Genomic DNA, 15,016 nt, shown 5'->3' with positions numbered 1-15,016 from the left:
TGGCGGCGACGAGCCGCGCCTCCAGGACGGGCGAGGGGACGTCGGACGCGACGCGACGCGAGGCGTCAGGAGGGGGCGTGCACGCGCTGCTGCGCGGCGAGGAGTCCGAGGTCGGCGATCGCCTCGACGGCGTCGGCGCCGTCGGCGAGCAGGTTCGGCAGGGTCTTCTTCTCGGTCGCCGAGAAGTCACGGAGGACGTAGTCGGCGGGGTCCTGGCGCCCCGGGGGTCGGCCGATGCCGATCCGCACCCGGGTGAACTCGTTCGTCCCGGTCGCCTTGATGATGTCGCGCAGGCCGTTGTGGCCGCCGTGTCCACCACTGCCCTTGAGACGGACCGTGTCGAACGGCAGGTCGAGCTCGTCGTGGACCACGATGAGCTCGGCGGGGGTGGCGCTGTAGAACCCGAGGACCGACGAGACCGGGCCACCCGACGTGTTCATGAACGACCCCGGCTTCGCCAGGACGAGCTTGGGCCCACCGGGGACCAGGCGCCCCTCGGCGACCTGGTTCGGCGTCTTGTGCTTCTTGAACGTCGCGCCCATGCGGGCCGCGAGTTCGTCGAGGACCATCTGGCCGACGTTGTGACGGTTGCCCGCGTAGCCGGGCCCGGGGTTCCCGAGCCCGACCACGACGAGGGTCGATCCTGTCATCAGCGTCGGCCAGACGTTCCGCGGAGGAGTGTTACTCGGAGTCGGCCGGGGCGGAGCCGCCCTCGGCACCGGCCTCGGCGCCCGCTTCGGCAGCGGCCTCGTCGGCAGCGTCGTCCTCAGCGGTGCCACGCGGGGTGACGATCTGGACGACGAGCGCCTCGGCGTCGGTCTCGAGCTCGGCACCGGCCGGCAGCTGGAGCTGCGAGGCCAGGACCTGCGCGCCGTCCTCGAGGCCCTCGACGTCCACGGTCACGTGCTCCGGGATGTCGGTCGCCTCGACGAGGAGCGAGACCGAAGCGAGGTCCTGCACGTGGATGGTGCCGGCGAAGGACTCGCCCTCGACGACGACGGGGACGTCGACGGTGACCTTCTCGCCGCGGCGGACGACGACGAGGTCGACGTGCTCGATGATCTGGCGCACGGGGTCGCGCTGGACGTCCTTGACGAGGGCGAGCTGCGCCGCACCCTCGATGTCGAGGTCGACGACCGCGTTGGCGGTACGGACGAGCAGCATCGTCTCGTGGCCCGGCAGGGTGATGTGCTGCGGCTCGGCGCCGTGACCGTAGACGACCGCGGGGATCTTGTCGGCGGCGCGGAGCTTGCGCGCAGCGCCCTTGCCGAACTTGGTGCGGGTCTCCGCTGCGAGCTTGGTGTAGTCGGCCATGGTGCCTCCTGGTGTCGGGGTCGACGCCGGGGTGCCGGCATCGGGGGGTCTGTGGTGTTGCAACTCGAACGCGTGCACGCGTGAGGAACGCTCCCAGGACTGGGCCGGGTCTCCCTACCGCGTCGATCACGGCCGCGCGGTGCGCGGCCCTCGCCGAAGTCGGTTTGCGAGTCTAGCAGGGGCTGCCGGGCGTGTCGCGCCGGGAAGCGTCCACAGCCGGACGGGAGGCGCGTGGCGACACCGCCACGTGCCTCCCGTCCGGCTTCCCCTGCGGTCGCGGGCCGGTCCTTCCCGGGGCTGAGGGTTCGTCGAAGCCCGCAGGCAGGGCGCGTCGCTAGCGTCGTGTCGTGCAGACGAACGAATCCCAGGCCGGATCGGCTGCGACTGCCGACGACCGATGGGCCGCGGCAGGGCGCGCAGCCGAAGCGCTGGCGAGCGGGCCGAGGCCGGTGCACGGGCCGTCGATCCAGGCCGCCATCGTCGCCTCCGCGACCCTCATGGCCGGCATCGGCGTGCTGCTCGCGGTCCTCGGCGATACCGACTGGCACGTGGTCGTCGCGGCCCTCGGCTGGGTCGTGGCGGTCGGCGCGTGGTTGCACGCGCGACGGCACGGGCGACTCGAGCCGTTCATCCCGCACCGGTCTCCGGTCTCGCTCCTCGCGCCGACCGATCGTCGGGACCTCCGCCGACAGCTCCGCGGTGTGGACGCACCGACCCCGCGATCGGTCGAGATGGTCGACGCGATCGTCCGGTGGCAGCGACGGACGTCGGCGGCGACCCTGCCCAGCCTCATCGGGTTGGCACTCGTGCTGCTCGGGAACCCGAGGCCGCTCGTCCCCGTCCTCGTCCTGGCGACCAGCGTTCTGTTGGTCGTCCTCATGGCACTGGAGCGTCGGCGGTGGGCGCGCGTGCAGCGCCTCGTCGCAGCGGTGCGCTCCGAGCAACCGGCCCAGACCTGAGAGCCGGCGGCGTTCAGCGACCGACGTCTCGGCGGTGGCGCTGCGCGGCACGGAGCAGGTCGCGGGCGCGGTCGCTTGCCGTCTCGGCCTCGTCCCGCGCGCGTTCGGCCCGCTCGACGTCGGCCGTCGCTGCAGCGAGCTGCCGTTCGAGATCGGCGCGGCGGTCCTCTGCGGCCTCGAGCTCCTGCTCCGCGGCGTCGAGGGCCGCGTCGGCATCGCGGGACTCCGTCCGCGCTGCGGCCTCGGCTTCGCGCGCGGCGCGGCGCTCCGCAGCGGGATCGACCTGTGGCTCGGGATCGGGCGCCGGAGCCGGCTCCGGAGGTGCCGTTCGGGAGGCACGGCTCCCCTTCCGGGAGCGGCGCGCGCTGGTGATCGGGATCGGTTCCGCGTCCGACCCCGACCAGGCGTCGGGCACCGCGCCCGGGTCGGCGAGCGCGCCGTCCAGGTCGACGGCCTCGAAGCCGGCGCTCTCGAGCGGTCGGACGAGCAGCCCCGAGCGGACGGCGGCGCCCGCGTGCTCGTCGGCCATCGCCGCCTCGATCGTGGCGCGGACCTGCTCGAGCACCGCCGGCGTCACCGGGTGCCCGGCATCGGACGCGAGGTCGGCACCGGCCTGCGCCAGCGCAGCGACGACCTCGGACCGTCGCTGTCGGAGCTGCCGGATGGCCGCGGGGTCGGCGTCCGACTGGGCCTGCCGGATCGACGGTCCGAGAGCCGCCGCCTCGTCCAGGGCGCCCTCGTGTGCGAGCAGGTCGACCACCCACGCTGCGGGCGGGGGCTTCCGCAGTCCGCCGATCCGGGTCGCGAGCGCCCTGTCGTCCTTCCGCACCGAGCGCTGCCGAGCGGTGCGCTCCCGGACGAAGTCCGCGGGCGCGACGAGCAGCAGCTCCCTGGCCACGTCCGTGAACTCCACGCCCCCAGCATGCCCGCCGGCCGTCCGACTCGGTCCACGATGGAGCAGACGACGTCGGGTGGACCGAGCGCACCCGACATCGTCTGCTCCATCAATGCGGTGCTCGCGCGGCGGACCTCGCGGAACGGGGCGGAGCGGACCTCGCGGGGCGGAGCGGCGCGGCCCTCCGCCGGCGCTCCACGCGGGACTACCAGTCGTGGACGGTGCCGTCGGCCAGGCGGTTGAACGGCAGGTACGCCTGCTCGTACGGGTACTTCCCCGCCTCGTCGACGTCGAGCGTCACCCCGAGGCCCGGTTCGTCGCCCGGGTGCAGGTAGCCGTCCGTGAAGGTGAACGTCTGGTGGAACACCTGGTTCGTCCTCGGCCCGTGCTGCATGTACTCCTGGATGCCGAAGTTGTGGATCGCCACACCGAGGTGCATCTGCGCTGCGAGCCCCACCGGAGAGATGTCCGTCGGCCCGTGGAACCCGGACTTGACCTGGTACATCGCCGCGTAGTCCATCGTCTTCCGCAGCGGGGTGACGCCTCCCATGTGGGTCACGGCGCCGCGGACGTAGTCGATGAGCTGGTCGCGGATGATGTCCTTGAAGTCCCAGATCGTGTTGAACACCTCGCCGATCGCCAGCGGCGTCGTGGTGTGCTGGCGGACGAGCTTGAGCGCCTCCTGGTTCTCGGCGGGGGTGCAGTCCTCGAGCCAGAACAGGTCGTACGGCTCCAGGGACTTGCCGAGCTTCGCGGCCTGCAGCGGCGTCATCCGGTGGTGGCCGTCGTGCAGCAGCGGCAGCTCGGGGCCGAACTCGTTGCGGACGGCCTCGAAGACGGTCGGCACGTGGCGCAGGTACGCGCGGGTGTCCCAGTCCTCCATCGCCGGGTACGCCCCGCGCTGCGCGGGCTCGAAGTCGTAGCGGACGCCGGCGTTGCCCTCGGTGGTCTTGTTCGAGGCGATGCCGTAGATGCTCTCGAGCCCGGGCACCCCGGTCTGCACGCGGATGGAGCGGTAGCCCTCCGCCTGGTGCTCGCGGATCGAGTCGAACAGCTCGGGCAGCTCCTTGCCCGACGCGTGCCCGTACGCCATGAGCCCGGTCCGTGACGCGCCACCGAGCAGTTGGTAGAGCGGCATCCCGGCGACCTTGGCCTTGACGTCCCAGAGCGCCATGTCCACGGCGGCGATCGCCGCCATGGTCACCGGGCCCCGACGCCAGTACGACGACCGGTAGAGGAACTGCCAGGCGTCCTCGATGCGGCTGGCGTCACGGCCCGCGAGCAGCGGCACGACGTGCTCGGACAGGTACGCGGCCACGGCGAGCTCGCGGCCGTTCAGGGTCGCGTCGCCGAGGCCCGTGACACCGTCGACGGTGGTGATCCGCAGCGTGACGAAGTTCCGGTCCGGGCTCGTGACGATCACCTCGGCCCGGTCGATCAGCTGCCCGCGGTCCGTCGAGGCCCAGGTGTCCGGGCGGCCGGCGGTCGGATCCGTCGCCGCGCCCTCGTCGCCTGCTCCGGGGACGGGCGCGGCCGGGTTCGTGGTGCCGGTGTCGGTCATGCGTGGACTCCTTCGTCGACGGTGCCGCGCGCAGGTGCCGCGGCGGTGCGGATGCGGTCGGCCGCCGCGGTGACGGCGGCGACCACGGTGGGGGTGTCGAGATCGGGCGCGATCACGGCGAGGACGTCGTGCACGTCCGAGTCTGGCCCGGGCGCGCCGGCGTCGGTCACGAGGTCGGGCTGCGTCGTGCAGTGCAGCCACCAGGAGGCCAGGAGGGTGGCGGCTCCCGGACCGACGCCCGCGTCCGGATCGCGGTCGAACCGGCGGCGCAGCACGTCGACGACGCGGACGGGCAGCTTCTGCGAGCCCCCGGACGCGATCTGGCGCAGGGTGTGCCGGATGCGCGGGTTGCCGAACCGCTCGAGCAGCGCGGCCCGGGCAGCGGCGACCTCGTCGTCCGGCAGGGGGAGCTCCGCGGCTGCCTCGTCCCAGAGCGCGTCGACGGCGGCGCGGCACACGGGGTCGACCACCGCGGACGCGACGGTCTCGTACCCCCGCAGCAGTCCGAGGTACGCCAGGAGCGAGTGCGCACCGTTGAGGAGCCAGAGCTTCCGCTGCTCGTACGGCGTGACGTCGGCGACCAGCCGGACGCCCGCGGTCTCCCACGCGGGGCGGTCGATGCCGTCGAAGGCGTCCTCGAGCACCCACTCGACGAACGGCTCGGTGACCACCGGCACCCGGTCGCCGTCGAGCGCCCCGGGCAGCTCCGCCAGCCGCGTGACGTCGTCGGCCGTCGTCGCGGGGGTGATCCGGTCGACCATCGACGAGGGGAACGTGACGTGCTCGTCGATCCACGCAGACAGCGCGGGGTCGGACGCGGCGGACAGCACGGCGTCACGGAGCACGTCGCCGTTGTGCGTCAGGTTGTCGAGCGACACCAGGGCGATCCGCCCTCCGTCGGCGGCCCGGCGGGCGGCGAGCCCGTCGACCAGCCGGGCCGGCACGTCGGAGTCGGCGCGGTAGCCGGCCTCGGTGACCGTCAGCGTCACGATGGTCGTGTCCGGTGACGCGACCAGGTGCCTCCAGGCCGTCTCGTCGCTGCCCGGGTGGGCCGCCACGATCGTGTCGACCACCTCGGCGGTGTCGCCGTCGACCGCGCGGGTCACGAGCGTGTACCGGCAGTCCTGCGCGGCGAGCGCCTCCGCCGCGGCCGGTGACCGACCGGTGAAGGCGGTGATGCCCCACGGCTCGCCACCGGTGTGCTGGAGGTACCAGGCGAGGTGGGCGCGCGCGAACGCACCGATCCCGAGGTGCACGATGCCCGGACGACGGCTCATGCCGCCACCGGGACGAGCGAGCGCAGGTACGCCAGGTTGTCGGCGGTGCGCTCGGCGAGCGGCAGGTCGGTCGAGAAGTCCTCGATGGTGACCCAGCCGTCGTAGCCGTGCTGGCGCAGGGCGTCGAGGTACTCGGACACCGAGGCCTGGCCGTCACGGAGGGGCGCCCACTCGTTCCGCCAGATCCGGCTGCCGTCGGCGCGCGTCTCGCCGGTGTCGACCCAGCGGGCGTTCTTGACGTGGGCGTGCGCGAGGTACGGCCCGAGGAGCTCGAACGCGGCGAGGTGGTCCTCCTGCCCCTCGATCACGAGGTTGCCGAGGTCGTGGATCACGCCGACGTGCTCGGGGTCGAGGCCGTCGACGAGCCGGAGCGCCGCGGACGCGGACGGCGTGATCGTCATGTGGTGCAGCTCGACGAGCGCCTTGACGCCGAGGTCGGCCGCGCGCGCCGCCGCCCACTCGAGGTCGGCGCGCGTGCGGTCGAAGAGCTCGCCGTAGGTGGCGCGGGTGCGCTCCCGCTCGCGCTGGTACCAGGGCATGGTCACACGCACCTGACGTGCGCCGAGTTCGCTCGTCACCCGGAGCATCGTCTCGACGCCCTCGTGGTCGGACACCGGCTGGTACCCGCCGATGCCCGAGTACTCCAGGCCCGCGGCGTCGGTGGTGCGGGCGATCTCGCCGACCCGGTCCTCGATGCCGGTGTACTGCCACGTCGAGCGGTTGCCGGCCCAGAAGCCGGACGAGCCGTCCTCGGTGCGGTCGTCGACGACGCGCCACTCGATGCCGTCCCAGCCCTGCGCCGCCAGGGTCGTCGCGGCCTCGGACGGGGTCCAGTCGGGGGTGGAGGCGGTGAACACGGAGAACTTCATCGGGCGACTCCCTCTGCGGTGGCGGTGGACCGGGTGCCGACGACCGGCACCACGTCGTCGTACTCGCCCTCGATGACGTCGTCGATCCGGACGGGCTGCCCGAGCGTCGCGCTGACGTACAGGCCGCGGACGGTGGCGAGCGACACCAGGGCGTCGTCGACCGTCACGCCCGGGTCGCGGCCCTGGCGGATCGCGGCGACGATGTCGGTGTACTGGCGCGCGTGCCCAGCGGCGAAGTGGTCGGGCTCGGCCGGGCCGCCGACGACGTGCTCGGGCGGCACGACCTCGTCCTTCTGGTCGACGGCGTCGGCGACCGCGGTGGCGTTCGCGGTGGTCGACGCCGACTCGAGCGTCGCGGTGTCCGGCGCGACGTGGAAGTACGCGAGCCGGTCGTCGTCGACGATCGCCGAGCCGTGCGTGCCGTAGACCGCGTAGCGCGCCGACAGCCCGGGGTACGCGGCCGTCGTGCAGTGGATCACGCCGAGCGCCCCGCCGCGGAACCGGACGGTCGCGACCGCGGTGTCCTCGACCTCGATGCGGTCGTGGGCGAGGAGCCCGACCTGCGCCGAGATCTCCTCGGGACGACCGAGCGCCCAGACGAGCAGGTCGACGGTGTGCACACCCTGGTTCATCACCGCACCGCCGCCGTCGAGCACCCAGGTGCCGCGCCAGTCCCCGGAGTCGTAGTAGCCCTGCGAGCGGTACCAGGCGACGCTCGCGACGCCCGAGGTCACCGTGCCGAAGTCCCCGCCGTGCGCGGCTCCGGCGACGGCCACCGAGGCCGGGTCGAAGCGGTGCTGGCTGATGACGCTCGTGACGAGCCCGCGTTCGCGTCCGGCGGCGGCGAGCGCCGCGATCGACCGTGCTCGCGGCATCGTCGTGTCGAGTGGCTTCTCGATGACGACGTGCTTGCCCGCGACGAGCGCCGCCTCGGCCAGCTGCACGTGCATGCCGGAGGGCGAGCAGATCGCGACGACGTCGACGTCGGTGGCGGCGATCGCCTGCTCGATGGTCTCGGTGGTGATCGGTCGCGCGACGCCCATCGCCTCGACCTCGTCGGCCGCGCTCGCGGCGGCTGCGGGGACGGCGTCGACGAGCGCGACGACGTCGAGGTCGTCGTGCTGCACGGCGACGCGGGCGTGGTGGCGTCCGATGACGCCGGCGCCGACGACTGCCAGCTTCAGTGGGGTGGTCATCGCAGGGTGACTCCGATCTGGTCGGTGAGGGAACGGAAGGCGCGGCCGGCGCGGCCGAAGGCGGCGGGCCCGGAGAACCCGCCCAGGCTGTTGACGTCGGCCAGGTGCGGTTCGAGCGAGGCGTACCCGGCGTACCCGGCGTCGCGGAGGGCGGTGAGCGTCTCCAGCAGTTCGCCGTCGCCCTCCCCCGCCGGGACGACGGACGAGTCCGCGGCGAGGGCGTCCTTGACCTGCAGGTAGTCGACGTACGGGGCGAGCTGCGCCCACCCGTCGCTGAACGGCCGGACGCCGCACTGGACGTAGTTGGCGTTGTCCCACGCCAGCCGCAGCGAGGACGAGCCGACCGACTCGACGATGTCGAGCACACGGGAGGGGACGTCGCCGTAGATGTCCTTCTCGTTCTCGTGCAGCAGCGTCACCCCCTCGCGCTCGGCGAGGTCGGCGAGCGCGCGCATCCGGACGAGCACGTCGTCGCGGACCTCGTCCGGCGAGCGGCCGTCGGCGTAGAACGAGAAGATCCGGATGTTCGTGGTGCCGAGGGCGTGCGCGGCCGCGACTGCACGGCCGAGCCGCTCGACCTCGTGCTCGACGGGCTGGTCGACGACGACCTTCCCGATCGGCGAGGCGATCGCGGAGACGGTCTGCCCGCGTTCCTCGAGCAGGCGGTGGAGAGCGGCGAGCTGGTCGTCGTCGAGCTCGACGACGTTGGTCCCCCAGGCGCTCCGGACCTCGATCGCGGAGGCGCCGAGCGCCTGCAGCACGGCGACCTGGACCGCCGGGTCGGCGTCGATCTCGTCCCCGAAGCCGGAGAGCTCCCACGTTGGCTGGGTCATTGCGTTCCTTCCTGTGTCGGACGGGAGGCGCGTGGCGGGGCCACGACGTGCCTCCCGTCCGTCGTCTGGTTGCGTTGGCTACTTGACGGAACCGGCGGTCAGCCCGCCGACCAGGTAGCGCTGGAAGATGAGGTAGAGCGCGACGACCGGCACCGCGCAGACGATCGAGGCGGCCATCATCTGGCCGTAGATCGGCACGGCGCCGCCCTCCTGCGTCGTGCCGAGCACCTGCAGCACCACGGCGACGGTGCGCGTGTTCGGGGTCGTCATGATCGTGCTGAACAGGACGTCGTTCCAGCCGAGCAGGAACGCGAAGATCGCCGAGACGACGATGCCGGGCCACGACAGCGGGAGGACGACGCTCCGCAGGATGCGTCCACTCGACGCGCCGTCGATGCGGGCGGCCTCCTCGAGCTCCTTCGGCAGACCTCGCAGGTACGTGACCATGACCCAGGTCGAGAACGGCAGGGCGAACGTCAGGTAGGTGACGAAGAGGCCCCAGCGGGTCCCGATGATCTGCACGCCCGTCGCGCTGGCGATGTTCGAGAACACGACGAACACGGGCAGGAGCAGGAGCGTGCCGGGGATCGACTGCAGGGCGAGGAGCCCGCGGAGGATCGTCAGGCGGCCGAGGAACCGGAACCGGACGAGCACGTAGGCGGTGGAGACGGCGAGCGCGGCGCTCGCGACCGCGACCGCACCGGCCGTGAGGAGCGAGTTCACCAGGCCCTGACCGAGTGCGACGGTGTCCCAGATCGCGACGTAGTTCGACAGGGTGAACTCGGACGGGAAGTACTCGCCGCGGGCGACCGCGACGTCGGAGTTCACGGAGCCGAACAGGATGTAGAGCACCGGGGCGGCGATGAAGGCGATGAGCACGGCGATCACGACGACGAGCAGCCAGCGCGGCAGGAGCCGGGTGACGTCGGTGTCGTAGGGCCGCTTCGGCCGCTTCCCGCTGCCGGCGGTGATGCTCTCGGTGAGCGTCGACGTCGGACGGGTGCGGGTCTGGGTGAAGGCGCTCATGCGCGGGCTCCCTCGATGTCGGCGGCGGCGGGGGCGGCCAGGGCCGCGGTGTCGAGCGTCGCCCGGTCCGCGCGGCGTTGCTTGCGGGTGGGTCCGGCGTCGTCACCGGTGTCGAGCTTGACCGCTCGCAGGTAGACGAACAGCGGGACGGCGACGATCACGAGCGAGCAGATCGCCATGGCCGCGGACAGGCCGAACCGGAACGACTGGAAGCTCGCGATGTACGTCAGGACGGGCATCACCTCGACGCTCGAGGGCAGCGGGATCCCGAAGAGCACGAACGGCAACGTGAAGTTGTTGATGTTGTGCAGGATCGAGATGATCACCGCGAGCGAGAGCGGGCCGCGGAGGTACGGGAAGACGATGTACCGGAGCTTCGCCCACCACGTCACGCCGTCGAGCGCCGCGGCCTCGTGCACCTCGTTGTCGACCGCCTGCAGTCCGGCGAGGGACAGCAGGTAGACGAACGGCCAGCTCGTCCAGATCATCACGCCGGCGAGCGCCCAGTAGGACGCCGAGCCGTTGAGCCAGAGGACGTCCGCGCCGAAGACGGTGTTCACGACCCCCTGCGGCTGGAGCATCGTGCGGAAGAACGTGCCCACGACGAAGGCGGGCAGCACGTACGGGATGAGGTAGATCGACCGGACGAGTCCGCGCCCCGGGAAGCGGTTCTGCGTCGAGATCGCCGCGGCGACGCCGATCGGCACGGTGACGGCGGTCACGAGGACCGACAGGGACACCGAGATCCAGATCGAGTGGAGCAGTGGCGAGTCCGTGAAGGCCTCGACGAAGTTCGTCAGGCCGACGAACGGGGCGCTGAACCACTGGCGGAGCGTGTACTGGTCGAGGTCGAGCATCGCGATGTACACGCCGACGAGCAGCGGGACGACGATGACGGCGAGCATGAGGACGCCGCCGGGCAGGAGCATCCAGAGGGGACGCTCGCGCTTGTACAGGGGGGTCTTCCCGTGCGGTCGGACCTCGCGTGGGGTCTCCTGGCGGGGCCGGGTCTGCGTGGTGGTCATCACAGCCCTCCGTTCTTCTGGCGGTCGAGCGTGGCCTGGGCGTCCCGCTGCGCCGCGGCGAGGCGTTCCCGGAGCTGGTCGTCGGTGACCTCGCCGCTCTTCAGCGACGGGATCGACTGCACGACGACGTCGACGAGCGAGAGCTGCACGTCGGACCACGCGCCGGTGAAGGCGGTGGGCTTCGACAGCTCGCCGGCGCGGACGATCGGGGCGAGGTCCGGGTTCTGCTCGGCGATCCGGTCGGCCGCGGTGGTGTTCGTCGGCAGCTGCCCGAACAGCTCGAAGTACCGTTCCTGCGCCTCGGGCGAGGACACCTGCCTGACGAACTCGAACGACAGGTCCTGCTTCGACCCGTAGTCGGCGACGACGAGGTTGTCGCCGGACAGGATGCTCGCCGCCTCGATGCCGTCGGCGGGGCGCTCGGTGGCGCCCGGCGGGACGGTGGGCAGCAGGGCGTACTCGTACTTCCCGTCGACGGCGGAGCCCTCGAGCGAGTTGAGCGAGGTCGTCGTCGTCATCGGGAAGAAGGCGGCCTTGCCGTCGGCGAACCGTGCGAGGGCCTGGGCGTTGTTCCAGCCGATGGCGGCCGGGTCGACCACGCCGTCCTGCGTCACCCAGTCGAAGTAGGTCCGGTACGCCTGCTCGACCGCGGGGGCGTCGAGTTCCGCCTTCCCACCGTCGACGATCGTGTTGCCGGCGTTCTGCGCCATCCCCCACACGAACTTCCACGGATCGAAGCCGTCGGCGTAGGCGACCGCCATGCCGTACGTCCCGTCACCGGTCGTCCTCCGGGCGTCCTCGGTGAGCTCGTCCCACGTGGTCGGCAGCTCGTCGATACCGGCGCGCTGGAGGAGCTCGGTGTTCACGGCCATCACGAAGGGCCGGCTGGCGAACGGGATCCCGATCTGCTCGGACGTGCTCGGGCCGGAGATGCCGAGGGAGGCCGGCGCGAACTGGTCCTTGCCGCCGACCGCGTCCCACTCCTCGCTGCCCAGCTCGACGAAGGCGCCGGTGGCGTAGGCGGTCGGGGTGAACGTCGTGCCGATCGCGTACACGTCGGGACCCTGCCCGGAGATGACGCTCGTCTGGATGGCGGTGAGTTCCTCCTGCGGCGAGGAGTACGTCTCCCACTGGATGTCCGCCCCCGTCGTCCGCTCGAACTCGGCAGCGGTCTCCTGCTGCCACTGCTTGCGTTCCTCCGGGTACGTCGTGTCCGCGCCCATCATCACGCGGAGGGTGTCCGGGTCGTCGCCGCTGCCGTCCACGATCGCGCACCCCTGCAGCGAGAGGGCGGCGACGGCGACGACGGCGGCACCGACCAGGACGCGGGACCTGCGTCTTGCTGTGCTCATGCGGGGGGTTCCTCCTCGACACCTCCACCGGGCGACACTGCCCGGGACGTCGGCGGCGCTGCCGGCGTGGCACCCACTGTCCCGTCCGTGGCAACAACCGGCAACCGGTTGCCACTTGTTGCCATTGCGGCCTAGCTTCGGCTCGTGAGCAGCGCAGGCACCGACGCCGCACGGCGGGTGACGATCCGGGACATCGCCGACGCGACCGGCGTCGCACCCTCGACCGTGTCGCGTGCGCTGTCCCTGCCCGACCGGGTGAACCGTGCGACGCAGGAGCGCATCCAGCAGGCCGCCCGCGAGCTCGGCTACGTCCCGAACTCGCAGGCGCGGGCGCTGACGTCCGGCCGGACCCGCGCGGTGGCCGTCCTGGTGTCGGACATCACGAACCCCTTCTACTTCGACGTCATCCGCGGCACGCAGCACCAGCTCGCCGCTGCGGGGTGGACCCAGCTGCTCGTCGACACGGAGGAGTCCGCCGACGCCGAGATGGCCGCGCTCAGCGCCATCGCCGGGAAGGCCGACGGTGCGGTGCTCACGGCGTCCCGTCTGTCCGACACGCAGATCGCCCGGTTCGCCGAGCGCACGCCGCTCGTCGTCGTGAACCGCCGACCGACCGGCGTGCCCTCCGTGCTCATCGACACGCCCGGCGGGGTCGAGCAGGCCGTGCAGCACCTGGTGTCCCTCGGCCACCGCGACGTGCTGTACGTCGCCGGGCCCGACAGCTCGTGGTCGAACGAACGTCGGTGGCGGGCACTCGTGCGGGTCGCCAAGCGGTTGGGCGTGCGGGTCGCCCGGATCGGTCCGCACGCGCCGTTCGTCGACTCCGGCGCGGCCGCGGCGGACGCCGCCGTCCACGCCGGCGCCACCGCCTGCATCGCGTTCAACGACCTCATCGCGATCGGCATGCTCGCCCGGCTGCGGGAGCGGGGCGTCCGCGTCCCCGAGGACATGAGCGTCGTGGGCTGCGACGACATCTTCGGTGCCGACTTCTGCAACCCACCGCTCACGACCATGACGTCGCCCATCGAGCGGGCCGGCCGGGTCGCGATCCGGATGCTGCTCGGACGACTCGGCGCGATCCCCGCCGACGAGCTGCCCGGCGAGCAGATGTCCGGTGCCGTCGCACTGCCCACCCACCTGACCGTCCGCGAGTCCACCGGACCGGCACCGGTCCGCCCCACCTGAAGGAGTCGACGATGACCCCCACCACCACGACCACCGCACTGGCACCGCACCCCGACCGGCTGCTCCCCGCCGACCCCGGCGCCCGCGCGGTCGCCCGGACCGTCTACGAAGCGGTCCGGGACGCACCGATCATCTCCCCCCACGGCCACGTCGACGCGGCGCTCATCGCGGACGACCAGCCGTTCCCGGACCCCGCGGCGCTCCTCGTCACGCCGGACCACTACGTCCTGCGACTCCTGCACGCGAACGGTGTCGGACTGGAGGCGCTGGGTCGCGTCGACCTGTCGGGGACGCACCCCGCGCCTCCCGGCCGCGAGGTCTGGCGACGGCTCGCCGAGCACTGGGAGGACTTCGCCGGGACCCCCGTCCGGTACTGGTTCGAGACGGAGCTGCACGACGTGTTCGGGCTGACGGAGCAGCCGTCGGCCGCGAACGCGGACGAGCAGTACGACCGGATCGCCGGCCTGCTGACGACCCCGGCGCTCCGACCGCGCGCACTGTTCGACACCTTCGGCATCGACGTGCTCGCGACCACGGACGGCCCCACGGACGACCTCGCGGCACACGCGCGGCTCGCCGACGACCCGACGTTCACCGGTCGGGTGCTCCCCACGTTCCGGGCGGACGCGGTCTTCGACCCGTCGCGACCGGACTGGAGGCACGTGGTCGCGTCGATCGGCGAGGCCGCCGGCATCGACACGGGGACGCACGACGGGCTGCTGGCGGCACTGCGCGCACGCCGGCAGTACTTCATCGAGCACGGCGCGACCGCGACGGACACCGGGGTGCTCGACGCGGGGTCGACGCCGCTGCCCGCGGTGGAGCGCGAGCGCATCCACGCGGCGGCGCTCCGCGACCCGTCGTCGGTCTCCGCGGCGGACGCGACGGCGTACCGGCACGACATGCTCTTCCGGTGGGCCGAGATGAGCGTCGACGACGGCCTCGTCATGCAACTGCACCCGGGCGTGATCCGGAACCACCACTCGCCCACGCTCGAGCGCTTCGGTCCCGACACCGGGCACGACCTGCCCGCGGTGGGCGCGTTCACGGAGCCGCTCCGCCCGCTGCTCGAGGCCTTCGGCACCGTGCCCGGGTTCCACCTCGTGCTCTTCACCGTCGACGAGACCGTGTTCTCGCGGGAGATCGGACCGCTCGCCGGGTTCTACCCGGCCGTGTACGCCGGAGCCCCGTGGTGGTTCATCGACACCCCGGCGGCCATCGGGCGGTACCGGGCGGCCGTCACGGACTCCGCGGGGTTCACGAAGACCTCGGGCTTCATCGACGACACCCGGGCGTACTGCTCGATCCCCGCCCGGCACGACATGGCCCGGCGGGCGGACGCGGCGTACCTGGCGTCGCTCGTGGTGACGCACCAGCTGTCGGAGGAGGACGCCGTCCGCACCGCGCAGCGGATCGTGTCGGACATCCCGCGGGCGACCTTCAAGCTGTGACGACCGGTCTCCGGAGGGAGGGCAGCTTCCGGCAGTGACGCGGCATGTCCGTATATGACATGCAGAAAATTCG

General features: G+C 72.4%; 14 protein-coding genes. 3 read left to right on the top strand and 11 right to left on the bottom strand.

Going from position 1 to position 15,016, the window contains the following annotated elements:
- Window positions 1-65: 65 nt before the first annotated feature.
- Both pth and DEJ23_RS09360 read right to left on the bottom strand, forming a co-directional pair.
- On the bottom strand, window positions 66-650 hold the full coding sequence (gene pth, locus DEJ23_RS09365) for an aminoacyl-tRNA hydrolase (RefSeq protein ID WP_111239986.1): 585 nt from the start codon (window positions 648-650) through the stop codon (window positions 66-68).
- A 31-nt stretch (window positions 651-681) separates the two neighbouring features.
- Window positions 682-1,314 carry a 50S ribosomal protein L25/general stress protein Ctc gene (locus tag DEJ23_RS09360; RefSeq protein ID WP_111239985.1) on the bottom strand — a complete coding sequence of 211 codons (633 nt, stop codon included), beginning with the start codon at window positions 1,312-1,314 and terminating at the stop codon, window positions 682-684.
- Window positions 1,315-1,661: 347 nt separating this feature from the next.
- Here DEJ23_RS09360 and DEJ23_RS09355 point away from each other — a divergent pair, with 347 nt between their 5' ends.
- Window positions 1,662-2,273: a hypothetical protein gene (locus tag DEJ23_RS09355; RefSeq protein ID WP_146240245.1), complete on the top strand. Its 612-nt coding sequence runs from the start codon at window positions 1,662-1,664 to the stop codon at window positions 2,271-2,273.
- 13 nt (window positions 2,274-2,286) lie between these two features.
- Here DEJ23_RS09355 and DEJ23_RS09350 read toward each other — a convergent pair whose 3' ends face one another.
- From DEJ23_RS09350 to DEJ23_RS09310, 9 genes are all read right to left on the bottom strand, one after another.
- Window positions 2,287-3,186 carry a hypothetical protein gene (locus tag DEJ23_RS09350; RefSeq protein WP_111239983.1) on the bottom strand — a complete coding sequence of 300 codons (900 nt, stop codon included), beginning with the start codon at window positions 3,184-3,186 and terminating at the stop codon, window positions 2,287-2,289.
- Window positions 3,187-3,373: 187 nt separating this feature from the next.
- A complete protein-coding gene (manD, locus tag DEJ23_RS09345; protein ID WP_258375406.1) occupies window positions 3,374-4,729 on the bottom strand; it encodes a D-mannonate dehydratase ManD in 1,356 nt (451 codons plus the stop codon).
- On the bottom strand, window positions 4,726-6,006 hold the full coding sequence (locus DEJ23_RS09340; protein ID WP_111239982.1) for a mannitol dehydrogenase family protein: 1,281 nt from the start codon (window positions 6,004-6,006) through the stop codon (window positions 4,726-4,728). The genes manD and DEJ23_RS09340 overlap by 4 nt, the downstream gene beginning before the upstream one ends.
- Window positions 6,003-6,875: a sugar phosphate isomerase/epimerase gene (locus tag DEJ23_RS09335; RefSeq protein ID WP_111239981.1), complete on the bottom strand. Its 873-nt coding sequence runs from the start codon at window positions 6,873-6,875 to the stop codon at window positions 6,003-6,005. The genes DEJ23_RS09340 and DEJ23_RS09335 overlap by 4 nt, the downstream gene beginning before the upstream one ends.
- Complete coding sequence (locus DEJ23_RS09330) at window positions 6,872-8,071, bottom strand: Gfo/Idh/MocA family protein (protein ID WP_111239980.1); 1,200 nt, start codon at window positions 8,069-8,071, stop codon at window positions 6,872-6,874. Before DEJ23_RS09330 ends, DEJ23_RS09335 begins: the two co-directional genes overlap by 4 nt.
- Window positions 8,068-8,904 (bottom strand): sugar phosphate isomerase/epimerase, encoded by an 837-nt coding sequence (locus tag DEJ23_RS09325; RefSeq protein ID WP_111239979.1) that lies wholly within the window; start codon window positions 8,902-8,904, stop codon window positions 8,068-8,070. Before DEJ23_RS09325 ends, DEJ23_RS09330 begins: the two co-directional genes overlap by 4 nt.
- Before the next feature lie 78 nt (window positions 8,905-8,982).
- Window positions 8,983-9,930 carry a carbohydrate ABC transporter permease gene (locus tag DEJ23_RS09320; RefSeq protein WP_111239978.1) on the bottom strand — a complete coding sequence of 316 codons (948 nt, stop codon included), beginning with the start codon at window positions 9,928-9,930 and terminating at the stop codon, window positions 8,983-8,985.
- Entirely contained in the window at window positions 9,927-10,955 is a 1,029-nt protein-coding gene (locus DEJ23_RS09315; RefSeq protein WP_111239977.1) for a carbohydrate ABC transporter permease, read from the bottom strand. The genes DEJ23_RS09320 and DEJ23_RS09315 overlap by 4 nt, the downstream gene beginning before the upstream one ends.
- Window positions 10,955-12,307: an ABC transporter substrate-binding protein gene (locus tag DEJ23_RS09310; protein WP_111239976.1), complete on the bottom strand. Its 1,353-nt coding sequence runs from the start codon at window positions 12,305-12,307 to the stop codon at window positions 10,955-10,957. The genes DEJ23_RS09315 and DEJ23_RS09310 overlap by 1 nt, the downstream gene beginning before the upstream one ends.
- Before the next feature lie 144 nt (window positions 12,308-12,451).
- Here DEJ23_RS09310 and DEJ23_RS09305 point away from each other — a divergent pair, with 144 nt between their 5' ends.
- Both DEJ23_RS09305 and uxaC read left to right on the top strand, forming a co-directional pair.
- Entirely contained in the window at window positions 12,452-13,492 is a 1,041-nt protein-coding gene (locus DEJ23_RS09305; protein ID WP_111239975.1) for a LacI family DNA-binding transcriptional regulator, read from the top strand.
- Window positions 13,493-13,503: 11 nt separating this feature from the next.
- Window positions 13,504-14,943: a glucuronate isomerase gene (gene uxaC / locus DEJ23_RS09300; RefSeq protein WP_111239974.1), complete on the top strand. Its 1,440-nt coding sequence runs from the start codon at window positions 13,504-13,506 to the stop codon at window positions 14,941-14,943.
- Window positions 14,944-15,016: the final 73 nt, after the last annotated feature.

Source organism: Curtobacterium sp. MCSS17_008 (assembly GCF_003234185.1).
Lineage (GTDB): Bacteria > Actinomycetota > Actinomycetes > Actinomycetales > Microbacteriaceae > Curtobacterium.
This window is presented reverse-complemented; position numbering and strand designations above follow the sequence as displayed.

What these genes read in the sequence shown, in the direction of transcription:
- DEJ23_RS09310 (WP_111239976.1), bottom strand. Translation starts at nt 12,307, where the DNA reads ATGAGCACAGCAAGACGCAGGTCCCGCGTCCTGGTCGGTGCCGCCGTC.
- DEJ23_RS09330 (WP_111239980.1), bottom strand. Translation starts at nt 8,071, where the DNA reads ATGACCACCCCACTGAAGCTGGCAGTCGTCGGCGCCGGCGTCATCGGA.
- DEJ23_RS09320 (WP_111239978.1), bottom strand. Translation starts at nt 9,930, where the DNA reads ATGAGCGCCTTCACCCAGACCCGCACCCGTCCGACGTCGACGCTCACC.
- DEJ23_RS09340 (WP_111239982.1), bottom strand. Translation starts at nt 6,006, where the DNA reads ATGAGCCGTCGTCCGGGCATCGTGCACCTCGGGATCGGTGCGTTCGCG.
- DEJ23_RS09325 (WP_111239979.1), bottom strand. Translation starts at nt 8,904, where the DNA reads ATGACCCAGCCAACGTGGGAGCTCTCCGGCTTCGGGGACGAGATCGAC.
- pth (WP_111239986.1), bottom strand. Translation starts at nt 650, where the DNA reads ATGACAGGATCGACCCTCGTCGTGGTCGGGCTCGGGAACCCCGGGCCC.
- DEJ23_RS09335 (WP_111239981.1), bottom strand. Translation starts at nt 6,875, where the DNA reads ATGAAGTTCTCCGTGTTCACCGCCTCCACCCCCGACTGGACCCCGTCC.
- manD (WP_258375406.1), bottom strand. Translation starts at nt 4,729, where the DNA reads ATGACCGACACCGGCACCACGAACCCGGCCGCGCCCGTCCCCGGAGCA.
- uxaC (WP_111239974.1), top strand. Translation starts at nt 13,504, where the DNA reads ATGACCCCCACCACCACGACCACCGCACTGGCACCGCACCCCGACCGG.
- DEJ23_RS09360 (WP_111239985.1), bottom strand. Translation starts at nt 1,314, where the DNA reads ATGGCCGACTACACCAAGCTCGCAGCGGAGACCCGCACCAAGTTCGGC.
- DEJ23_RS09315 (WP_111239977.1), bottom strand. Translation starts at nt 10,955, where the DNA reads ATGACCACCACGCAGACCCGGCCCCGCCAGGAGACCCCACGCGAGGTC.